Annotated in this window: 12 protein-coding genes and 2 pseudogenes; all 14 read right to left on the bottom strand. The window is 35.8% G+C overall.

Annotated elements, in window-relative coordinates:
* Positions 1-3 precede the first annotated feature (3 nt).
* A complete protein-coding gene (locus ACYUEW_RS03440; RefSeq protein WP_460276219.1) occupies positions 4-2,238 on the bottom strand; it encodes a hypothetical protein in 2,235 nt (744 codons plus the stop codon).
* Positions 2,239-3,117, bottom strand: a complete 879-nt coding sequence (locus ACYUEW_RS03435; protein ID WP_460276218.1) for an ATP-binding cassette domain-containing protein — start codon at positions 3,115-3,117, stop codon at positions 2,239-2,241. It abuts the gene before it with no gap.
* A 319-nt stretch (positions 3,118-3,436) separates the two neighbouring features.
* Positions 3,437-3,568: pseudogene (locus tag ACYUEW_RS03430) on the bottom strand (sensor histidine kinase); the annotation flags it as partial.
* Positions 3,569-4,015: 447 nt separating this feature from the next.
* Positions 4,016-6,592 (bottom strand): ABC transporter permease, encoded by a 2,577-nt coding sequence (locus ACYUEW_RS03425; RefSeq protein ID WP_460276217.1) that lies wholly within the window; start codon positions 6,590-6,592, stop codon positions 4,016-4,018.
* Complete coding sequence (locus tag ACYUEW_RS03420; protein WP_460276216.1) at positions 6,589-7,272, bottom strand: ABC transporter ATP-binding protein; 684 nt, start codon at positions 7,270-7,272, stop codon at positions 6,589-6,591. The genes ACYUEW_RS03425 and ACYUEW_RS03420 overlap by 4 nt, the downstream gene beginning before the upstream one ends.
* Positions 7,273-7,354: 82 nt before the next feature.
* Positions 7,355-8,344, bottom strand: coding sequence for a sensor histidine kinase (locus ACYUEW_RS03415; RefSeq protein ID WP_460276215.1), 990 nt, complete (start codon positions 8,342-8,344; stop codon positions 7,355-7,357).
* Positions 8,331-9,017 (bottom strand): response regulator transcription factor, encoded by a 687-nt coding sequence (locus ACYUEW_RS03410; RefSeq protein ID WP_460276214.1) that lies wholly within the window; start codon positions 9,015-9,017, stop codon positions 8,331-8,333. The genes ACYUEW_RS03415 and ACYUEW_RS03410 overlap by 14 nt, the downstream gene beginning before the upstream one ends.
* The gene (locus tag ACYUEW_RS03405) at positions 9,014-9,154 is read right to left on the bottom strand and encodes a DNA-binding protein (protein WP_460276254.1); all 141 of its coding nucleotides are present in this window, start codon (positions 9,152-9,154) and stop codon (positions 9,014-9,016) included. Before ACYUEW_RS03405 ends, ACYUEW_RS03410 begins: the two co-directional genes overlap by 4 nt.
* Before the next feature lie 122 nt (positions 9,155-9,276).
* Positions 9,277-9,483 (bottom strand): annotated as a pseudogene (locus ACYUEW_RS03400) (lysozyme family protein); the annotation flags it as partial.
* A gap of 1,313 nt (positions 9,484-10,796) precedes the next feature.
* Positions 10,797-11,777 (bottom strand): VanZ family protein, encoded by a 981-nt coding sequence (locus ACYUEW_RS03395; protein WP_460276213.1) that lies wholly within the window; start codon positions 11,775-11,777, stop codon positions 10,797-10,799.
* A gap of 579 nt (positions 11,778-12,356) precedes the next feature.
* Entirely contained in the window at positions 12,357-13,736 is a 1,380-nt protein-coding gene (gene rlmD, locus ACYUEW_RS03390; protein ID WP_460276212.1) for a 23S rRNA (uracil(1939)-C(5))-methyltransferase RlmD, read from the bottom strand.
* A gap of 233 nt (positions 13,737-13,969) precedes the next feature.
* Complete coding sequence (locus tag ACYUEW_RS03385) at positions 13,970-14,323, bottom strand: DUF1540 domain-containing protein (protein ID WP_043032571.1); 354 nt, start codon at positions 14,321-14,323, stop codon at positions 13,970-13,972.
* A 327-nt stretch (positions 14,324-14,650) separates the two neighbouring features.
* Positions 14,651-15,661: an aldo/keto reductase gene (locus ACYUEW_RS03380; RefSeq protein WP_043032572.1), complete on the bottom strand. Its 1,011-nt coding sequence runs from the start codon at positions 15,659-15,661 to the stop codon at positions 14,651-14,653.
* A gap of 145 nt (positions 15,662-15,806) precedes the next feature.
* Complete coding sequence (pyk, locus tag ACYUEW_RS03375; RefSeq protein ID WP_003483091.1) at positions 15,807-17,564, bottom strand: pyruvate kinase; 1,758 nt, start codon at positions 17,562-17,564, stop codon at positions 15,807-15,809.
* Between the last annotated feature and the right edge of the window lie 15 nt (positions 17,565-17,579).

Below are 17,579 nucleotides of genomic sequence, written 5' to 3'. Positions count from 1 at the left end.
CAACTACCTCCTTTTAGCACCAGTAATATTTAAAAACTCAGAAAAAGATAGTTTTTTATCTTTTTTGTCATAATATTCTTTGTAAATAACTTTCATGGAATTAAAATAATTGTCTTCACCAATGTGCTTATAAACATTGTAAACTGTGAGTGGTCCCAAAGCATAAATTTTACTACCTCTTAAAAATAACGACACGTAATACTTTGGAATCATTGGTAATTTGTTCATGTATTCAGGATTTCTTTGATAAAAGTTTCCATTTAATTCATTTGCTCCTTCTTTCCATTTTTTCAGCAATAAATTCTCTGCATAATCTTTTCCAAATTTGTTTTTCAAGAATAAATAAGTGCTAACCTCCGCAAAAGCGTCAGTTGACCATTCATCGTGATTTTTATCTATTTGATTATGGCTGTTTGCGTTAGATACATCTATTCCACCGCCCCACCATTGATGAGCAATTTCATGGGTCAACAAAGCGAAAGTATCAGAAGAAGAGGCTTGCGATAAATCTACATTGGATTTTTTCGTTAAACAATCTTCGGAAATACAAGAAATATTTCCTGCTTGAATTCCAGTTCCTCCATGTACTCCTGATGTTACAACTACTTTAAGATTATCTCTGCCTAGGGGCCCAAATTTTTCCGAAAAGAACGAGAATATATCCAGCGTGTCACTTCCCCTAGATTCAAATTCTTTGCTGGCAGCTAATGGATAGAAAAACTCCACATTTGTGCCCCTTACATTTCTTTCAAATATTCCATATCGTCCGGCTGTCAAAGATAAATCACTTAGTTTATCACAAGAAAAACTCCAAGTAGTAAAACCACTGTGCTCAGAAATTTTGTGATTTTTATCTCCTTGAGTTATGACTGTAAATTTTGAGTCTATTTTTATTTTTCCTTCAATAATCCTATCATTTTGTTTAACACAAACAACTGGAGCAATGTCCATAGCTTTCCCTAAACTTACATAATTTTTGTTAATTCCTTGGGAAAAATCTTTATTTAGACTTATGGCTTTCGGTGTACCTGAATACCTTATACTTAGTTTAGCTTTAGTATTTTTGGGAATGCTTGTTTCAAAAACATTTCCACGTTTTGCGCTATTCAAAATCTTTGACAAAACCTGTGTGTAGTTTATGTCTACATTGTCTAATTTGATTTCATTAATGTGGTAACCGTCTGCTAATTCAAAATATATGTTTTGAGGCTTATCAGTGCTGTTTTGCAGTTCTTGAAAATAAGCTCCGCTAGCACAATTTTTGTCTTTTTCTATCTTAAGATCTACAAGTATATTTGAAGTTCCTATGACATTGGTGTTTACAGGCGTTTCTTTTTTACCACTAATCAACGTTGACGCGACATCCGTAAGCGAAAGTGATTTGAAAATTGGTTCATTTTGAAAAACAAAAAATACTCCAAAAAGAGAAACTAAAAAGCAAATCGGCAACAATTTATATTTTCTACAGTTTTTAAAGAGAGATTTAAATAATCCTTTTTCATAACATCTATTACACAACATTCCAAATAAAAATATGGACATAGCTACCGATAATCCAAACAACCTATTCCAGAGCATTCCCAAAAGGATATTCCCGCTTCCGAAATTTTCAGAAAGTCCACTAGCCCCTGTCTGAACCCACATATATTGATAATTGATATTTCCTGTAAAAAAACTAAAAAGCACCGCTAAAAGCATAATAATGCAGGTTATATTAACGTTCCTAAATATAAGATAAAATCCTGCGGTCATAAGAATTGTTAACACAATGGAACCAAAAATTATTATGGAGTAACTGAGCAGGAAATAACTAAAATTGGTTAGACTACCCATGTTAAATATATAGTGAGGAATCATAATTATCATTGAACCCACTGTTGAAATAAGACCGGCACACATTAAGCCTGTAATTTTGGTTAAATTTATCTTTACAGAACTTGATATTGGTTCAATTATATAATTAACTCTAAACCTAAGTATTTTATCAAACTCAAAAACTGTTAGTGCAGTAAACGCAAGAGTTGAAAGTACTGCCCCTGCCTTTGCCGGAAAAAGTATGGTTTGAGATAAAAGAGTAGAACTATTTATTCCAAGTATCAACTTGCTAATATCTTTGGTAATGTACGGCGAGAGTAGTGCAGCAATCAAAGGAAAAACTGACGCCAACAAGATTATTATTTGAGTAAATCTGGACTTCAGAATTCGCTTTGTTTCATAGGCAAAAAATGCATTTCTCATTTAATGAACACCCCCATTGTGTATGACGTATGTGTACGCATCTTCAAGGGTAGGCTCTATCAGTGGAATAGAGCTTTCTATTTCTCTGCCAATAACACGACAAGAGATGCCATTACCTGTAAACAATTTGGATGTGATTATGTACTTACCTCCAATTCTTTTTTCTAAAGCTTCGTTATCTTTTTCCTCAATAAAACCAACACGTCCGTGTACAGCTTTTATTAAATCCGGCGAAGTTCCGTCAAATAAAATCCTACCGTTATTAATAATTATAATTCTATTGCAAATGGCTTGTATATCATCGATGATGTGAGTGGAAAGTAACACTATTTTGTCATTTGCAGTCTGTGAAAATATATTTCTGAATTTAATTCTTTCTTCTGGGTCAAGTCCAACTGTAGGTTCATCTAAAATGATAAGCTCAGGATTTCCAAGTAATACTTGTGCTATACCAACACGCTGCCTCTGACCGCCTGAAAGAGTTTTAATTTTGAAATTTCTTTTTTCTTGCAAATTAGTCTGTTCAATAGCTTGTCTGATAATACCTTTCACGTTGTTTTTAATTTCTTTTAATGCACACATGTAATCCAAAAACTCATAAACTGTCAATTCATCATATAAACCAAAGCTTTGGGGCAAATAACCCAACTGTTTTCTGAGTTCTTTTTCGTGTTTTGAAATTGGTTTACCATCAACAATTATTTCGCCCGCTGTCGGTATTATCTTCGATACCAATAGTTTCATAAATGTACTTTTTCCAGCACCATTGGGACCCAAAAGCCCTATAAAATTCGGGCTATTAACTTCCAAATTCAAATTGCTTAGTGCCTTTTTTCCTGTTTTATATGTCATGCTCACGTTTTTAATACTGATTTTCATAAATGCTGTTACACTCCTTTTTTAGTATATTTATATCCGATCGCTACCATTGCTAACACCCACACCTTCTATCAAAATGGTGGATAAGTACTGCTACGCGCCTGGATAAGTTCTTCTAAGGTTCAACTGGAGAAAGTCATCCTTATAAGCAAACTCCATCTGAACCTAAGAATCACTTGATTAACTGTAAAATTTGCCGTAGACCTTGCATAAATTTTCAATTTTTAAAAATTCCATTATGTAAGTCTCCTTTCTCATGGTTTACCTATATAATAGAACCTTCAACTTACATCTCTGTGACTTTCAGGTGAGAGATTCGTCACTTTGGGAAATGAATGGAAAATATCATGCCTCCCTGCCATGTTATAATCATCTTGCAGAGAGCCAATCCAATCCCGTATCCTGTAGCGTTTGGGTTTTTCCCACGATAGAACCTGTCAAACAGGCAAGGTTAGCAAGTGAGTACAGCAAAGCATGTCCTCACAAAGGGGTCAGGTACTTGTAAAGAAATGTAAGATGTAAACAGCTGCTGATTTGCATCCGCAGCTAGTAGCAAGCTCAGCCAAGTCTTCGCAACGCCCCCTGGTGGTTGTTAACAAATTGTTTTGCTATTAATATACCTTCCGAATTTCCAATTTTGAAAAATGAAAACGGCGGTTTTGATTGTTATTTCAAAACCGCCACATGGTCACATTTTGGCCGCAAAACATCATCTGCCACAACTGCGGTTTTTTTATTACCTCAGTTGTGATAGCACTTCTTTGTAATTTACATTACTTGTGTAGGATGGATTCTGTATTTTCAATGTCTAAATCGCCTTTCGGGGCTATTGCGAATCACTTGAACCCGATCATGCAAATGTTTTTTGATTTTCTATCAAGTTAATATAGATTTTGAATCAAGTCATGTCATCCCGAAGCGCGTCAATGATATTTTCTTTTTTTATCTTGCGAGTGGCATACAGCATTGTAATGAACACGATAAAGAGCACGCTGAACACGCTGATTGCCATACTGCCCCAAGGGAATACAAAATGGAAGTTATCTATCCTTTCTGCGGAAATCAACCCTTTGTAAATCAGCCAAGAACATATTGCCGATATTGGAATTCCGAATAATAGCGTCCTCATGCCATAAAAGACACACTCGAAATTCATCATCTTTTGGAAATCACGTTCAAACATTCCCACTGAGCGGAGCATGGCAAGCTCTCGTCTGCGCAGCTTGATATTCGTGGAAATGCTGTTGAACACATTGGCAATCGCAATCAGCGAAATCATAATGACAAAAACATAGGTGAAAACATCAATAACAAATGTTAGACTACGGTATTGTTCAACTACCGTGTAGATGTTTTGCAGGGTATACGGAGACGTAATTCCTGCGTCCTGAATCATCGTTTCCATTTTAGTCACCGATTGCGAAGGATTCTTTGACCGAAAGCTCAGGCCTATATCCGCATGGGTATCTGGGGTTTCAAATTTCTCTTTGAGCGAATAGGGAGCCACCACCATAAAAACGTATGGAGTCTTGTCGGAAGATTGATTTACGGGTTTAAGAGGATCCACCGGGTACGTATCGACAAAGGTAATATTTATGCTTTGCCCCTGTTCCATCTTCGGCTTGTCATTTGTTTCAGGAGCCACACTGAAAGTCATGGAAGGACTAGCAAACATATCAAACATTTCACTGGGTCCGTCTTTCTTGGCAACTGGCTTTTTGGCAACGGCAATCATTTTCCCGTCCTTGCCGGTATATTCTTCTGCGAACAAGCCCAATTTTTTGATAAAACCCAGATATTTGCTGTCCTCAATAAACTGGATGTCCATTGGCACATGAACCCTTTGGTCCGGTGCAGCATAACCCGCGTATTTCCGGTAACGGTCTGAAAAATCGCTTGCCTTAACCTCGCAGGAATACGCCAAAATTGCTTGGTACGAGCTTTTGTAAACCCCCTCTGCAGTTTTTAGTTTGTTGTAAAGCGGGAACATTTTGCTGTCGTCCATGTCCTGAGTGGTAAAAACGATGTCATAGTCAAAGTCCATTATGGATCGTTCTGCAAGACGTTTCAGAGTTGTTCCAAAAGCATTTCCCGATACAAACAGTACGACACTTAAAACAAGGGATAGCACAATGCTGCGATAGCGTTTTTTGTTTCTCTTAAAATTCTTTAGCGCAAGAGTTCCTTCCAAACCGTAAATACGCTGTGCCAGTTTTGACGTTTTCACGGCTTTCGATTCGGTTTTGACCTCGCCCGTTTGGCGAATACTCTCCATTACGGGAGTATTTGCGGCTTTCCTGGCTGGGATATAGGCTGAAATCAAAATGGTAACCAAACTGACCGCCGCCGCCGCAACAATGGCGGGGACAGACACCGACAAGGTTAAAGGCACGTTGCTTGGGATAATGTTCCTAAAATTCCCGGCAACAATAGGAATTACAAGCCCGATACTGCCTATACCGACTATAATGCCAATGGGTATGCCGACTGCACCAATGCAAAGTCCCTCAAACAGCACCGAATTTCGCAATTGCCTTGCGGTGGCGCCCACCGACGAGAGAATCCCAAACTGGCGTGTGCGTTCGTTCAGCGAGATGTTGAAGGAGTTATAAATCAGAAAAATCGATCCTACCATTATTATGGAAACCAAAATGCCGCCAACCGTATACAGAAGCGCGTTGAACAGTTTATTGTCGGAAAGGCCCATGAATTTCAGCACACTATCGTTAAAGACGTAAGCTTGGCTGACCGCTGTGCTGCTTGCGTAAGCCTTAACTTTGCGCGGGTTTTTAAGTGTGACAAATATGCTGAAGCTGTCCGCTTTGTTTTGAGTATCTGCTTTCGTTATCAGGGTATATCCCGGTGCGGAATGTTCCTCAAAACCGGGTCTTTCACAGATACCCACAACCTTGTAGGTTCTCTCTGCTTTTGGCACAAGAGTTTCTTTCCCGGAAATGTAAGGGGCGTGTTGACCAAAATTTTTGTTGCCATTCATGCGGCTTCCAACAGCAAGTGAAAGCGTGTCGCCCACTGCGAATTTAACGCCGCCCTTTATCGCCACGTGCGCTGGGATAAGAACCTCCCCACTGTTTTTGGGCAATCTGCCTGAAACCAGGGTTAAGGGTAAGGTATCAAAGGCTTCCTTGCTAAATCCGGCTATAAAAAGATAGGGTTTTTCGGGACTTTTTCCACCCTTAAGCGTTACGTATCCGATATTTTCAAATGTTGCGGTGCTTTCAACTCCCTTGTCGTGGGTTCGCTCCTGCACGAAAGAGGAATTAACATCCAAAAACTCGACGTGCCAACCGCCGTGTTTCACAATAGAACCCTTTACCAGAAAATTTAACAGGGAAGTACCAAAGGTAGCCACTGCTGTAATCATAGCGACAGACAGGATAACTCCGATAACCGTTACAATTGTTCGTGTGCGGCTTTTTTTCATGCCTTTCAGTGTAACTTTGTTGAAAATGTTCATGGTCTCACCCTTTCGTCTCGCACTACTTTGCCGTCTGATATACCTATAATGCGGTCTGCTTGCAGGGCGATATTTTCGTCATGTGTGACGACGATAAGGGTCTGCCTATATTTTTGATTGCTTAATTTCAGCAGATTGATAATTTCATGTCCATTTCGGCTGTCCAAACTGCCCGTTGGTTCATCGGCAAGCATGACCGCTGGGGCATTCATCAAAGCACGTCCTATGGAAACACGCTGTTGCTGACCGCCCGAAAGCTGATTGGGTAAATGCGTTTTTCGGTCTTTTAACCCAAGCAGTTCTAACAAGTCATTCAGCCTCTCCTTGTTGACCTTTCGCTTGTCCATCAGTATAGGCAAGGTGATGTTTTCCACCACATTCAGCGTGGGAATGAGGTTGTGAAACTGGTAAATCAGCCCAACTTGTCGCCTGCGAAAGATGGCGAGTTTTTCATTGCTTTGGGCATATACATCCTGCCCGTCCAAATACACCTTTCCGCTTGTGGGCACGTCCACGGCGCCGATGCTATGAAGCAATGTGGATTTACCGGAGCCGGAGGACCCGATAATTGCGGTAAATTCCCCCTTTTCGATTGTAAGCGAAACATGGTCAAGGGCGGTAACTTGGTTTTCCCCCTTGCCATAGACCTTACATAAATTTTCAACCTTTAAAAATTCCATTATGTGAGCCTCCCTTCTCATGGTTTACCTATATAATAGAACCTTCAACTTACATCTGTGTGACTTTTAGGTGAGAGATTCGTCACTTTGGGAAACGAATGGTAAATATCGCGCCACCATGCGGGTGATTTTTTGCGGTAATCGTCCCTCCCTGCCGTGTTATAATCATCTTGCAAAGAGCCAATCCAATCCCGTATCCTGTAGCGTTTGGGTTTTTCCCACGATAAAACCTGTCAAACAGGCAGGGTAAATCTTCTTTTTCAAATCCCGTGCCGCTGTCGTGGATGGCAATCTCGGTAAACAGTGAGTTGTCCGTGCAGACAATCTCAATCTTCCCGTTCTCGCCTGCGCTCTCCATGCAATTTTTCAGGATGTTTTGAATTGCTTCCGAAAGCCAACCTGAATCGCCCTGAATAATCATGCCTTTTGGCACGTCTGTTTGCAAAGTAATATCGTGCAGCTCCATTGGGATTTGGAACGGACGAAGGGCGGCGCATATCAAGCTGGTTACATCTATCTGCTCCCCTTGGAAAACCACGATGCCCGCGTCTAGGCGGGACAATTTCAACAGCGAAGTAAGCAGCCAATCCATCTGTACAAACAATTCCTCTGTTTCCCGCATCAATGCTTTCCGCTGGTTTTCGTCAGGGTTATTCTCTAACAATGACAGAATGAGGTTCGCGGATGTGAGAGGGGTGCGGAGTTGGTGGGCTATGTCAGCCAGCGAATCGGCAAGATGTTTTTTTTCTTTTTTCAGTGCGTCGTTTTGCTCCCGAATACGCAGCGTCATTTTTGTTATCTCGCTTTGCAGAATGGAAAGTTCGCCCTCGTCTGATTCACCAATATACAGATGATCAGCGTTATGAAGCACAAGATCGATTTGATCTGAAATCTGCGCAATGCTTTTATATCGGGCTTTGGTAAACGCAAAAAACGCTGCTCCAAAGGCGGAGGCAGAAGCAATGGCAAGGATTCCAGCCAACCTATTGATTGCAAATCCCAGCGTTACAGTGGTGGCAGCTATTAAGGAGAACAAAATTGCAAGCTGCCGAAACTCTCTATTCCGAAGCATACCCATCCCCTAATTTATATCCCGTCCCGCGAACGGTCAGAATTATTTGCGGTCTTGCGGGGTTGTTCTCTATCTTCTCCCGCAGGCGTTTGATGTACACGGTCAATGTATTGTCATTGACAAACTCGCCCGCAGCATCCCACAATTCGTCAAGCAGCCTGCTCCTTGTGATAATACTTTTTGGGTTGTTAATAAACACCAACAACAAGCGGTATTCTAACGCTGAAAGAAAAACCTCGCTACCGTCCTTTTTCACGACACCGCTTGCCATATCCACATGAAGCCCGCAGATTTCAAAAGCCGATGGAGAATGTCCGCTTTTTCGCAGGGCACTTCTGATTCGTGCGATGAGTTCACGGGGACGAAAAGGCTTGGTGATATAGTCGTCCGCGCCTATGTTCAGCCCGGTAACAACACTTGCTTCATCGCCAGAAGCTGTCAAAAAGATGACGGGAATATCTTGCGTTTCTTTGATTTCTGTGCAAACCGTAAAGCCATTTCCGTCAGGCAAAGAAATATCAATCAACGCCAAGTCAAATTTATTCCCGGCAAGCGCGGCAAGGGCTTCACTCCGCGTAGGGGCGTGAGTGACTGTAAATCCCTCCGAGCGAAGCAAAAGTATAAGGTTTTTACCGATTGCCTTATCGTCCTCAACCAAAAATATCCGTTTCATTTATTTTCACCATCCTTTACTTTACTGCTCCTATATCGTCCGTCAGCCGGTTTTTCAGCGTCAACCGGAACAAGCCATGTATTTCCCATTTTTTTAGCTTCCTTAATCCGTCCAGCAGAACAATGGTACACTACCATTCTGTCTGTGATTCCCCAATTTTTCGCTGCTTCTTTTGCCGTTATATAATCCACGCATAACACCTCTATAATTTTATTATATTTCTTTTGACGGAAATATACAAACTGAGGTATAAAACAACGTCAGACTGCATTTTTGAGGAATTCTGTGCAAGGGGGAAGGTGTATCTTTTCCCATGCTCTGCCAAATAGTCAAGGAATCCACCACCATAGTTATAGAACTGGATAACAGAATTTAAGTCACAACCCTTTGCATTTGCAGATTCCAGCAAGGAAGCAAAATATTTACACCCTTGTTTGATGGAATCCTCTATACGCAACGTGTTTGGCGTTGGTCATTCCTGTTCTTTTAGTCGCGGCATGACTATCACTTCTTGTCCAATTTTAGAGCAAAAAAAGACGCTCATTTCTGAACGCCTAAACAAGAGAAAAAAAGTACCATTTTCATAGTACCCCTTTGATTCTCCACCTTTATTTTCTTGTATCCCCACATTCTATATCAACCATCACAGAAACATTGATATAATTTTTAATGACCTTATTTCTGATTTTATCCCCCTCACCTGTGAAGACGATATGCTTAAAAAAGTGCCTAAAACAAAGGATTTCTACGTATCGGCTCGTTGTATCAACACAATAGTCTCCACATGGCTGGAGAGGATAGAATGAATGTTTTTAAAACCGTCAGTAGGTGGGAACATATCTATGGAGTTTTTTGAGTTATTGATAGACGGGAACATGTCAATCAGCAACATTCCCGTTTTGAAATGCCTTTTGAAGCTATTTTTCCCTTGGTGGATATCTCTTGCATAAAGTTAGACAAGAAACATTTTATTTAAAATTTCTGCAAGTACAATAAGCATAAAAGAAAAAGACAAAATTAAAAATGTAATACTAATTATCCATTTTGAAACCTATTTCTGCTTATTACCTATTTTATATGCGAAAAATCCTATAGTAGCTCCTATCGAATTTATAATTATATCTTCTATATCAAAGCTGCCAAGATATGTTATCATTTATAAAATTTCTAATGATAATATAGAAATCAAAAAGATAGATATAAACTTATAATACTTAGTACCAAATATCATAGATATTAATAAAGCAAAAGGTACAAAGACTAATAGGTTCCCTAAACTAAAAAACCATAATTTTAAGATATCAAGTGATAAATGTTTTGGAAACCATAAAGGTATTCCAGTAGGAATTATTTGAAAGCGATATTCATGAATACTGTTGCTTATTTGTGGCCTACCGAATCCAAAGAACATAAAATAGATTATAACAATTGTGTATGCTATCAGTATTACTTTAATTCTTTTGCTTGATGATAAGTTTTGTTTCTTAACATCTATGTTTTTACTCCCTATCGTATTATAATTAAATGATTTGTCATCTTTTATATCTTCTCAAGTGTTATACTTCATTATTATAACATAATAAGTTCCAAAACCCTTGATTTATTCAGCCTTTCTGTCTCTCAATCTTCACGCAGTATTCTGTATAGCTCAAGAGGATATCATTGGCTGATTTTGTACCCTGCGTTCCTGGAAACATATCAAGTTTTTTTATCCGACTTTCGGAAACTGACATTCAAGGGAACATATCTATTAAAATCTGGTATGAGGCTATTAAGTAATTACTCCCACCAATGCTTTATTTCTGCGATGCTAACATCCCATACTTTAGCGTTTCCAGTAACTATAATTTTAACATCTTCTATTTCCCCATCAAAAAACGTCTTTACTTTCCATGTATGTTTATCTTCGTCTTTATCATTAAATTGAACCCACTCTTCTCCATTGATCACAATCTTAACTGAACCTTTATATACTTCATTGTCTGGAATACCACAATTGGCATAGAACCATAGATTTTTCTTACCTAAATTAAATAAATACTCCTTACCCATTCCATCCTCGCTGCTAAACAAATTAAATTCGGGCTGTACTTTTTCCCCTTGCACGATAAAAGTTGAAAAATTTTTAGTTATTGGTATGCTTGTATTTATTTCGTTTAATGCTTGAATAGGTCCTATTCTTTTATTCACATTTACACCATAATCAATTGTTTCGGAAACAACCATAACTCCAACGATTAGCATAAGCATAGACGCTACTGATGCAACAAGTTTTTTAAAGTTAAACTTAGAAGAAAATCCTACTCTATGTCCCACAAATCCTATCATTGCGCCTAATGTATTAGATATTACGTCCATAATATCAAACGTACCCATGAAAGTTAAAGATTGCAACACTTCTAAAAATAAAATCGCTGATATAAATAATGCTATAAACTTTCTAAAACGTACACGATACAACAATGGAATTACTATTCCAAAAGGAATAAAAGCAGCGATGTTTCCAAAATCGTATAACCATGACATGGTTAGTTCTGGAAACCTTAAGGGAATTCCTTCTGGGACAAGAATAAACGTATAATGATTATATACGCTTCTACCTTCTATTCTATTAAACCCCAAGAACATGAAATACAATATTAAAGTTGTATATACAATGATTCCTATAAGAATATATATACGTAATTTATCCTTCATAACCTCGGAACTATCCGCTAACACTTCATTGCCCTTTGGAATTTCTTCTTGTCCATTTTTCATACTTTAAATCTCCTTTGAAAAAATATCCTAGATTTTATCTCTGTTATTATTATCAAATACTTTAAGTGCAATAGCATTCCAATTGCTTATATACTCATATCATTATTTGATAATTTCTAAATGATGAGTAGATTGAATAGTTCAACTATCCAAATTCCATTCTCTAGCTTTAATAATTTAATGGCCATACTCTCTACTTACTCCCTTATACTATCATCACACTGCACCTTCAATAAATCTGTCATTTCAACCATTCTTGGACTTGCCTATTTAAGAAGCCCTTTCCGTAACTCGTCCAATTTGTCTTCAATGGCGTCGATTAACATTATCAGTTTCCTCGAGGAGGCTGAGGCATCTCCATACAATGATATACATCTTCAGTTATCTCAGTGTACTCGGATAAATATTTACATCTATCCTATTTCCACAACCTAACAAATGTATCTTTACTGTCCACTCAACCTACTTATTTTTTTGATTCTTTTTCTACACCTCGTCATGTTCTCGTGAACGGATTTTGGTGTTTTAGGTTGAGTAAACAAGGTAGACTTACTTCAGGAAACCCTTTAAAATGAAGGCTTACACCCGCGTAATCAATACTACGCACTCCACATGGCTAGTTTGGGGGAACATATCTACTGGTTGTACTTCTTTAGTTTCATAACCTAATCCATTTAATATACCTAAGTCTCTAGCTAAGGTTCCTGTATCACAGGATACATATACTATTCTTTTAGGTTTTGTAGCTGCTATAGCTTCCAATAAGCTTTTTTCACAGCCTTTTCTTGGTGGATCTACTACTACCACATCTGCTTTTATACCTTTATTTATTAAATGTGGTATAATTTCTTCTGATTTTCCTACAAAAAATTCTGCATTATCTATCTTATTTTCTTTTGCATTATCCTTTGCGTTGTCTATAGCTTCTTTTATTATTTCTACTCCGTATACTTTTTTAGCTTTTTGCGATAAAAATAAGGATATAGTTCCTGTGCCACAATAAGCATCGAATACTATTTCTTCTCCTTTTAGATCTGCAAATTCTAAGGCTTTTTTATACAATATCTCTGTTTGTATGGGATTTACTTGAAAGAAAGATAATGGAGATATATTAAATTTAAATTTATCTATATAGTCAGTTATGGTATCTTTTCCCCATAATGTAATACACTTTTCTCCTAAAATTACATTAGTTTTTTTAGAATTTACATTTTGTATTATACTTTTCATATTAGGTAGTTCCTTTATTACTTCATCTATTAATTCTTCTTTGTGAGGTATCTCCTTTTCTTTATTAGTTACAATAACTAACATAAGTTCTTTATTTTTAAAGGCTTTCCTTACCATTATATGCCTTATAAATCCTTTTCCTATTTCTTCATTGTAGGCAGATATATTATATTTTCCCATCCAATTTCTTATTATTTGTATGATTTTATCTGCTTGTTCATCTTGTATAAAACATTCTTTTACATCTGCTACTTCATGAGTTCTTGGTCTATAAAATCCTATTTTTATTTCACCTTTTTCAAATCTTACAGGCATTTGAATTTTATTTCTATATCTGTAAGGGTTTCCCATACCAATAGTATCCTCTATTTTTATTTTATCTATATCTAGTTTACCTATTCTTTTTAGTGAATCTATAACTCTTTGCTTTTTAAAATCTAATTGAGCCTTATAACTATAGTGTTGAACTTGACATCCTCCACACTGTTTATATATAGGACATACAGATTCCACCCTATTTTCTGATGCTTTATTTAATTTTATAATCTTTCCAAAGGCAAAGTTTTTATTTACTTTAACTATTCTTGTTAATGCACTTTCTCCTTCCATGGCTCCTGGGATAAATACTGTAAAATCATCAATTTTACTTACTCCCTCTCCTTCAAATCCAGTGCCTATTATGTCTAAATTGTATTCTTTATTTTTTTCTACAGGTATATTTCTTTTCATACTCTCTCTCCATTTATGTAATTTTATATCATAACAAAAACACAGGATAAATAGTAACAATTAAACTATCTATCCATAGATTCTTTCCAATATATAAATTATAACAATATTTCAAACAAATTTATAATTATTTTATAAATTTATCTTTATATTTTTTATATACTATTTCTATTTATACAATTTAAAATAAAATTTTATAATCAAGAACTATAATAAATATTTTAAAATGCAGTTTATTTTTCTCTTTTATAAGTTGAACAAATAGTTTCACTACTGTTTCTTGTTCTTATCTCATCTCCATTTATCTCTATGGCATCTGCATTACATCTTCTATCATTATTATGAACACAACTATAAACTTCACAATTAACTTCTGGAACCATATCGCTTTCCTCTGTAAAAATATCTTTAAATCCTTCTATTAAATTTGTATTATGAAATCTACTCATAGTTTCGATGCCTCCTTTTGCTGCAAAGGTTTTGCATTGACTATGAGAATCATTATTCTCTACTTCTATAGAATGTGCTGTACAGCGCCCTTGTAAATTATTTATACAATTTTCAGCACTACAGATTAATTTATCCATCCTAATTACCTCCTAACAAAAATATATCCTTAGTTTTTGTTAATAAGGCTTTTGTATTCATAATATATAAGATATTTTTATTATATATGTCTATGTTAAGAGAATTTTGTAACATAATCTATAAAGTAATTTATAAAAAAATTTTATTATAAAAAACAAAAAGAGCACCATAAAGGTGCTAAAGAAGATCAGTTGCCTATTATTCCCTATTATTTTATTTTTGACACATATCATATTATTATACAATATATTATATAAAACTTTCAATAAAAATATTACACTTTTTTAAAATTTTATAAAAATGTTATTTTTATTTTACAATAAACTTTATTCTTCAAATTCTAATCTTACTCTCTTTAGCATTTCTATTATAGGTAAATCATAAGGGCATCTCTTTTCACAGGCTCCACATTCTATACAATCCTTTGCCCTAGCTTCTAAATTGAAATATCTCCCATCTGCCCAATCTGGTAATCCATATCTAACCTTATAAGCTTCTAATACAAATATTCCCGGAATATCTATATTTTTTGTACAAGGAGCACAATATCCACATCTTCTACAAAATTTTGTTCCTAACTCATTAAATATTTTATCACATTCTATTTTTTCTTCTTCTGTTAAAACTATATCTTCATTACCACATACTGAATTTTCCTCTACTTCTTTTAAATTTGCCATACCTGGTATGGCTGTAGTTATATTTTTATTACTTAGTACATATCTTAAAGCTAAAGTTCCATTATTAAGAGCTCCACCTGCCATAGGTTTCATATCTATTACTCCTATGTTTAACTCCTGTGCTCTTTTAAACAGTTCTTTCCCTTGTCTTTCTACTATATTATAAGGATACATAATAGTTTCAAATTTTCCACTTTCTATAGCTACTTTGAGCACATCTCCACTATGTGATGTAATTCCTATATGACCTATCTTTCCTTCTTGTTTAAGTTCTTCTAATACTTTATATGCTCCATCTTCACTTAATATTTTGTTGTAATCTTCTAAGGTTTTCACATTGTGAAATTGATATAGATCTATATAATCTGTTCTTAAATTTTTAAAACTTGTATTTGTTTCTTTTATCATAGAATTTCTATCTCTAGCCATAGATTTTGTAGCTATAATCCATTTATCTCTTCTTCCATCTAATGCATAACCTATATACTCTTCTGAAACTGTATAGAGTCTTGCAGTATCTATAAAATTCATGCCCAGTTCTTCTGCTTTGTGTATAACCTTAGTTGCTTCTTCACAGATTATTTTCTGAATAGCTATACCTCCAAAAGCTACCACAGAAACCTGTAACCCAGTATTACCTAACCCCTTATACTTCATTTTTCTTCCTCCTTAATACCTAGTAAAGAAAATTATAGGTTACCTAATACTTTAATGTCAAGAAAATAAAATTAAAGAGTCCAAATGGAAAGTTTAATTTTTCCAAATTGACTCTTTATTTTAGTATATAAAATTTTTATTATATTTAAACTATATTAGCTCTTCCGTTGTACACTATTCCTCTTACTGTATCAAGTGTTACATATGTTCCTGTTTTTAAAACATCCATAGCTCCACCTGCATTGCATATGAATGGAATATCTCTTGCTATACATTCTATAGCTAAGTGTGATGTTATTCCACCTTCTTCAGCCACTATGCCTGATACTCTATCTAAAATAGTCATATATCTTCTATCTAAATTTTTTACTACTAATATATCATCTCTTTCAACTATATCTTCTGCTTCTGAAGGACTTTTTACTACCTTTACATTTCCATAAGTTGGTCTAGTTCCTGAACCTCTTCCTTGGGATAATATATCTCCCACTATGTGAACTTTTAACATATTAGTTGTTCCTGAATAAGATACTGGTATTCCACCTGCTATAACAACTAAGTCACCATTTTTAACATATCCTTCTTCTAAAGATTTATTAACAGATTTATCTATAAGTTCATCTGTAGAATTAAATGTTTCTGTTAATAGTGGTACTACTCCCCAATTTAATGCTAATTTTCTAGCAACTACTTCATTCGGTGTTACTGCTATAATAGGGCATTGTGGCCTATATTTTGATACCATTTTTGCAGTATGTCCGCTTTGAGTTGCTGTAATTATAGCTGTAGCATTTAATTCTGATGCTGTAGTACATGCCGATAAGCTTATAGCATTAGGAACATTTAATATATGACTTTCTCTCATCTTACTTAATATAGCATCATAATTTAATTTTGCTTCTGCAGTTTTAGCTATTCTAGACATAGTTGTTGCAGCTTCTACTGGATACTTTCCATTTGCTGATTCTCCACTTAACATTATGGCATCTGTTCCATCAAATATTGCATTGGCTATGTCTGAGGCTTCAGCTCTTGTTGGTCTAGGGTTTCTTATCATAGAATCTAACATTTGAGTTGCTGTAATTACAGGCTTGCCTGCTTTATTACATTTTTCTATTATTCTTTTTTGAACTATTGGAACCTCTTCTATAGGAATTTCAACTCCCATATCTCCTCTAGCTACCATTATTCCATCAGAGAATTTTATTATCTCATCTATATTGTCAACACCCTCTTGATTTTCTATCTTAGAGATTATCTGTATTTCATTTCCACCATTTTCTTCCAATATTTTTCTTATAGCTAACACATCAGAGGCTTTTCTTATAAAAGATGCACTTATTAAATCTACTCCTACTTCGCATCCAAATTTTAAATCTTCTATATCTTTTTCAGTAACTGCTGGAAGTGATACTGAAACTCCTGGAACATTTACTCCCTTATGATTTGAAACAGTTCCTGAGTTTTTAACTATTGTATGAATTTTATTATCTTTTACTGATTCAACTTCTAACTCTACTAGTCCGTCGTCTATTAATATTTTATTTCCTTTAACTACATCTTTATGTAGCTCATCATAAGTAATAGAACATTTTGTTTCATCACCTATTATGTCTTCTCCACAATATATTATAAATTCTGCTCCTTCTTTTAACTCCACTTTATCCACTGAGAAATTGCCTGTTCTTATTTCTGGTCCTTTAGTATCTAACATAATAGCTATGTGTTTGTTATGTTTTTCTCTTAATTTCTTAATCATCATCATTCTTTCTTTGTGTTCAGGATGTGATCCATGAGAAAAATTGTGTCTTGATACGCTCATGCCCGCTTCTATTAATTTTGATACCACTTCTTCTGTTGAACTTGCAGGACCTATTGTAAATATCATTTTAGTTTTTTGCATATAAAACGCCTCCTC

Source organism: Clostridium sp. CTA-1 (genome assembly GCF_054768215.1).
Note: the sequence above shows the minus strand (reverse complement) of the source record. Positions and strands in the feature narration are given on the sequence as shown.

Excerpts from the sequence above, each read along its gene's own strand:
- ACYUEW_RS03425 (WP_460276217.1), bottom strand. The coding sequence starts at position 6,592 with ATGAACATTTTCAACAAAGTTACACTGAAAGGCATGAAAAAAAGCCGC.
- ACYUEW_RS03415 (WP_460276215.1), bottom strand. The coding sequence starts at position 8,344 with ATGCTTCGGAATAGAGAGTTTCGGCAGCTTGCAATTTTGTTCTCCTTA.
- ACYUEW_RS03420 (WP_460276216.1), bottom strand. The coding sequence starts at position 7,272 with ATGGAATTTTTAAAGGTTGAAAATTTATGTAAGGTCTATGGCAAGGGG.
- pyk (WP_003483091.1), bottom strand. The coding sequence starts at position 17,564 with ATGCAAAAAACTAAAATGATATTTACAATAGGTCCTGCAAGTTCAACA.
- ACYUEW_RS03405 (WP_460276254.1), bottom strand. The coding sequence starts at position 9,154 with ATGGTAGTGTACCATTGTTCTGCTGGACGGATTAAGGAAGCTAAAAAA.
- rlmD (WP_460276212.1), bottom strand. The coding sequence starts at position 13,736 with ATGAAAAGAAATATACCTGTAGAAAAAAATAAAGAATACAATTTAGAC.
- ACYUEW_RS03385 (WP_043032571.1), bottom strand. The coding sequence starts at position 14,323 with ATGGATAAATTAATCTGTAGTGCTGAAAATTGTATAAATAATTTACAA.
- ACYUEW_RS03440 (WP_460276219.1), bottom strand. The coding sequence starts at position 2,238 with ATGAGAAATGCATTTTTTGCCTATGAAACAAAGCGAATTCTGAAGTCC.
- ACYUEW_RS03410 (WP_460276214.1), bottom strand. The coding sequence starts at position 9,017 with ATGAAACGGATATTTTTGGTTGAGGACGATAAGGCAATCGGTAAAAAC.
- ACYUEW_RS03395 (WP_460276213.1), bottom strand. The coding sequence starts at position 11,777 with ATGAAAAATGGACAAGAAGAAATTCCAAAGGGCAATGAAGTGTTAGCG.
- ACYUEW_RS03380 (WP_043032572.1), bottom strand. The coding sequence starts at position 15,661 with ATGAAGTATAAGGGGTTAGGTAATACTGGGTTACAGGTTTCTGTGGTA.
- ACYUEW_RS03435 (WP_460276218.1), bottom strand. The coding sequence starts at position 3,117 with ATGAAAATCAGTATTAAAAACGTGAGCATGACATATAAAACAGGAAAA.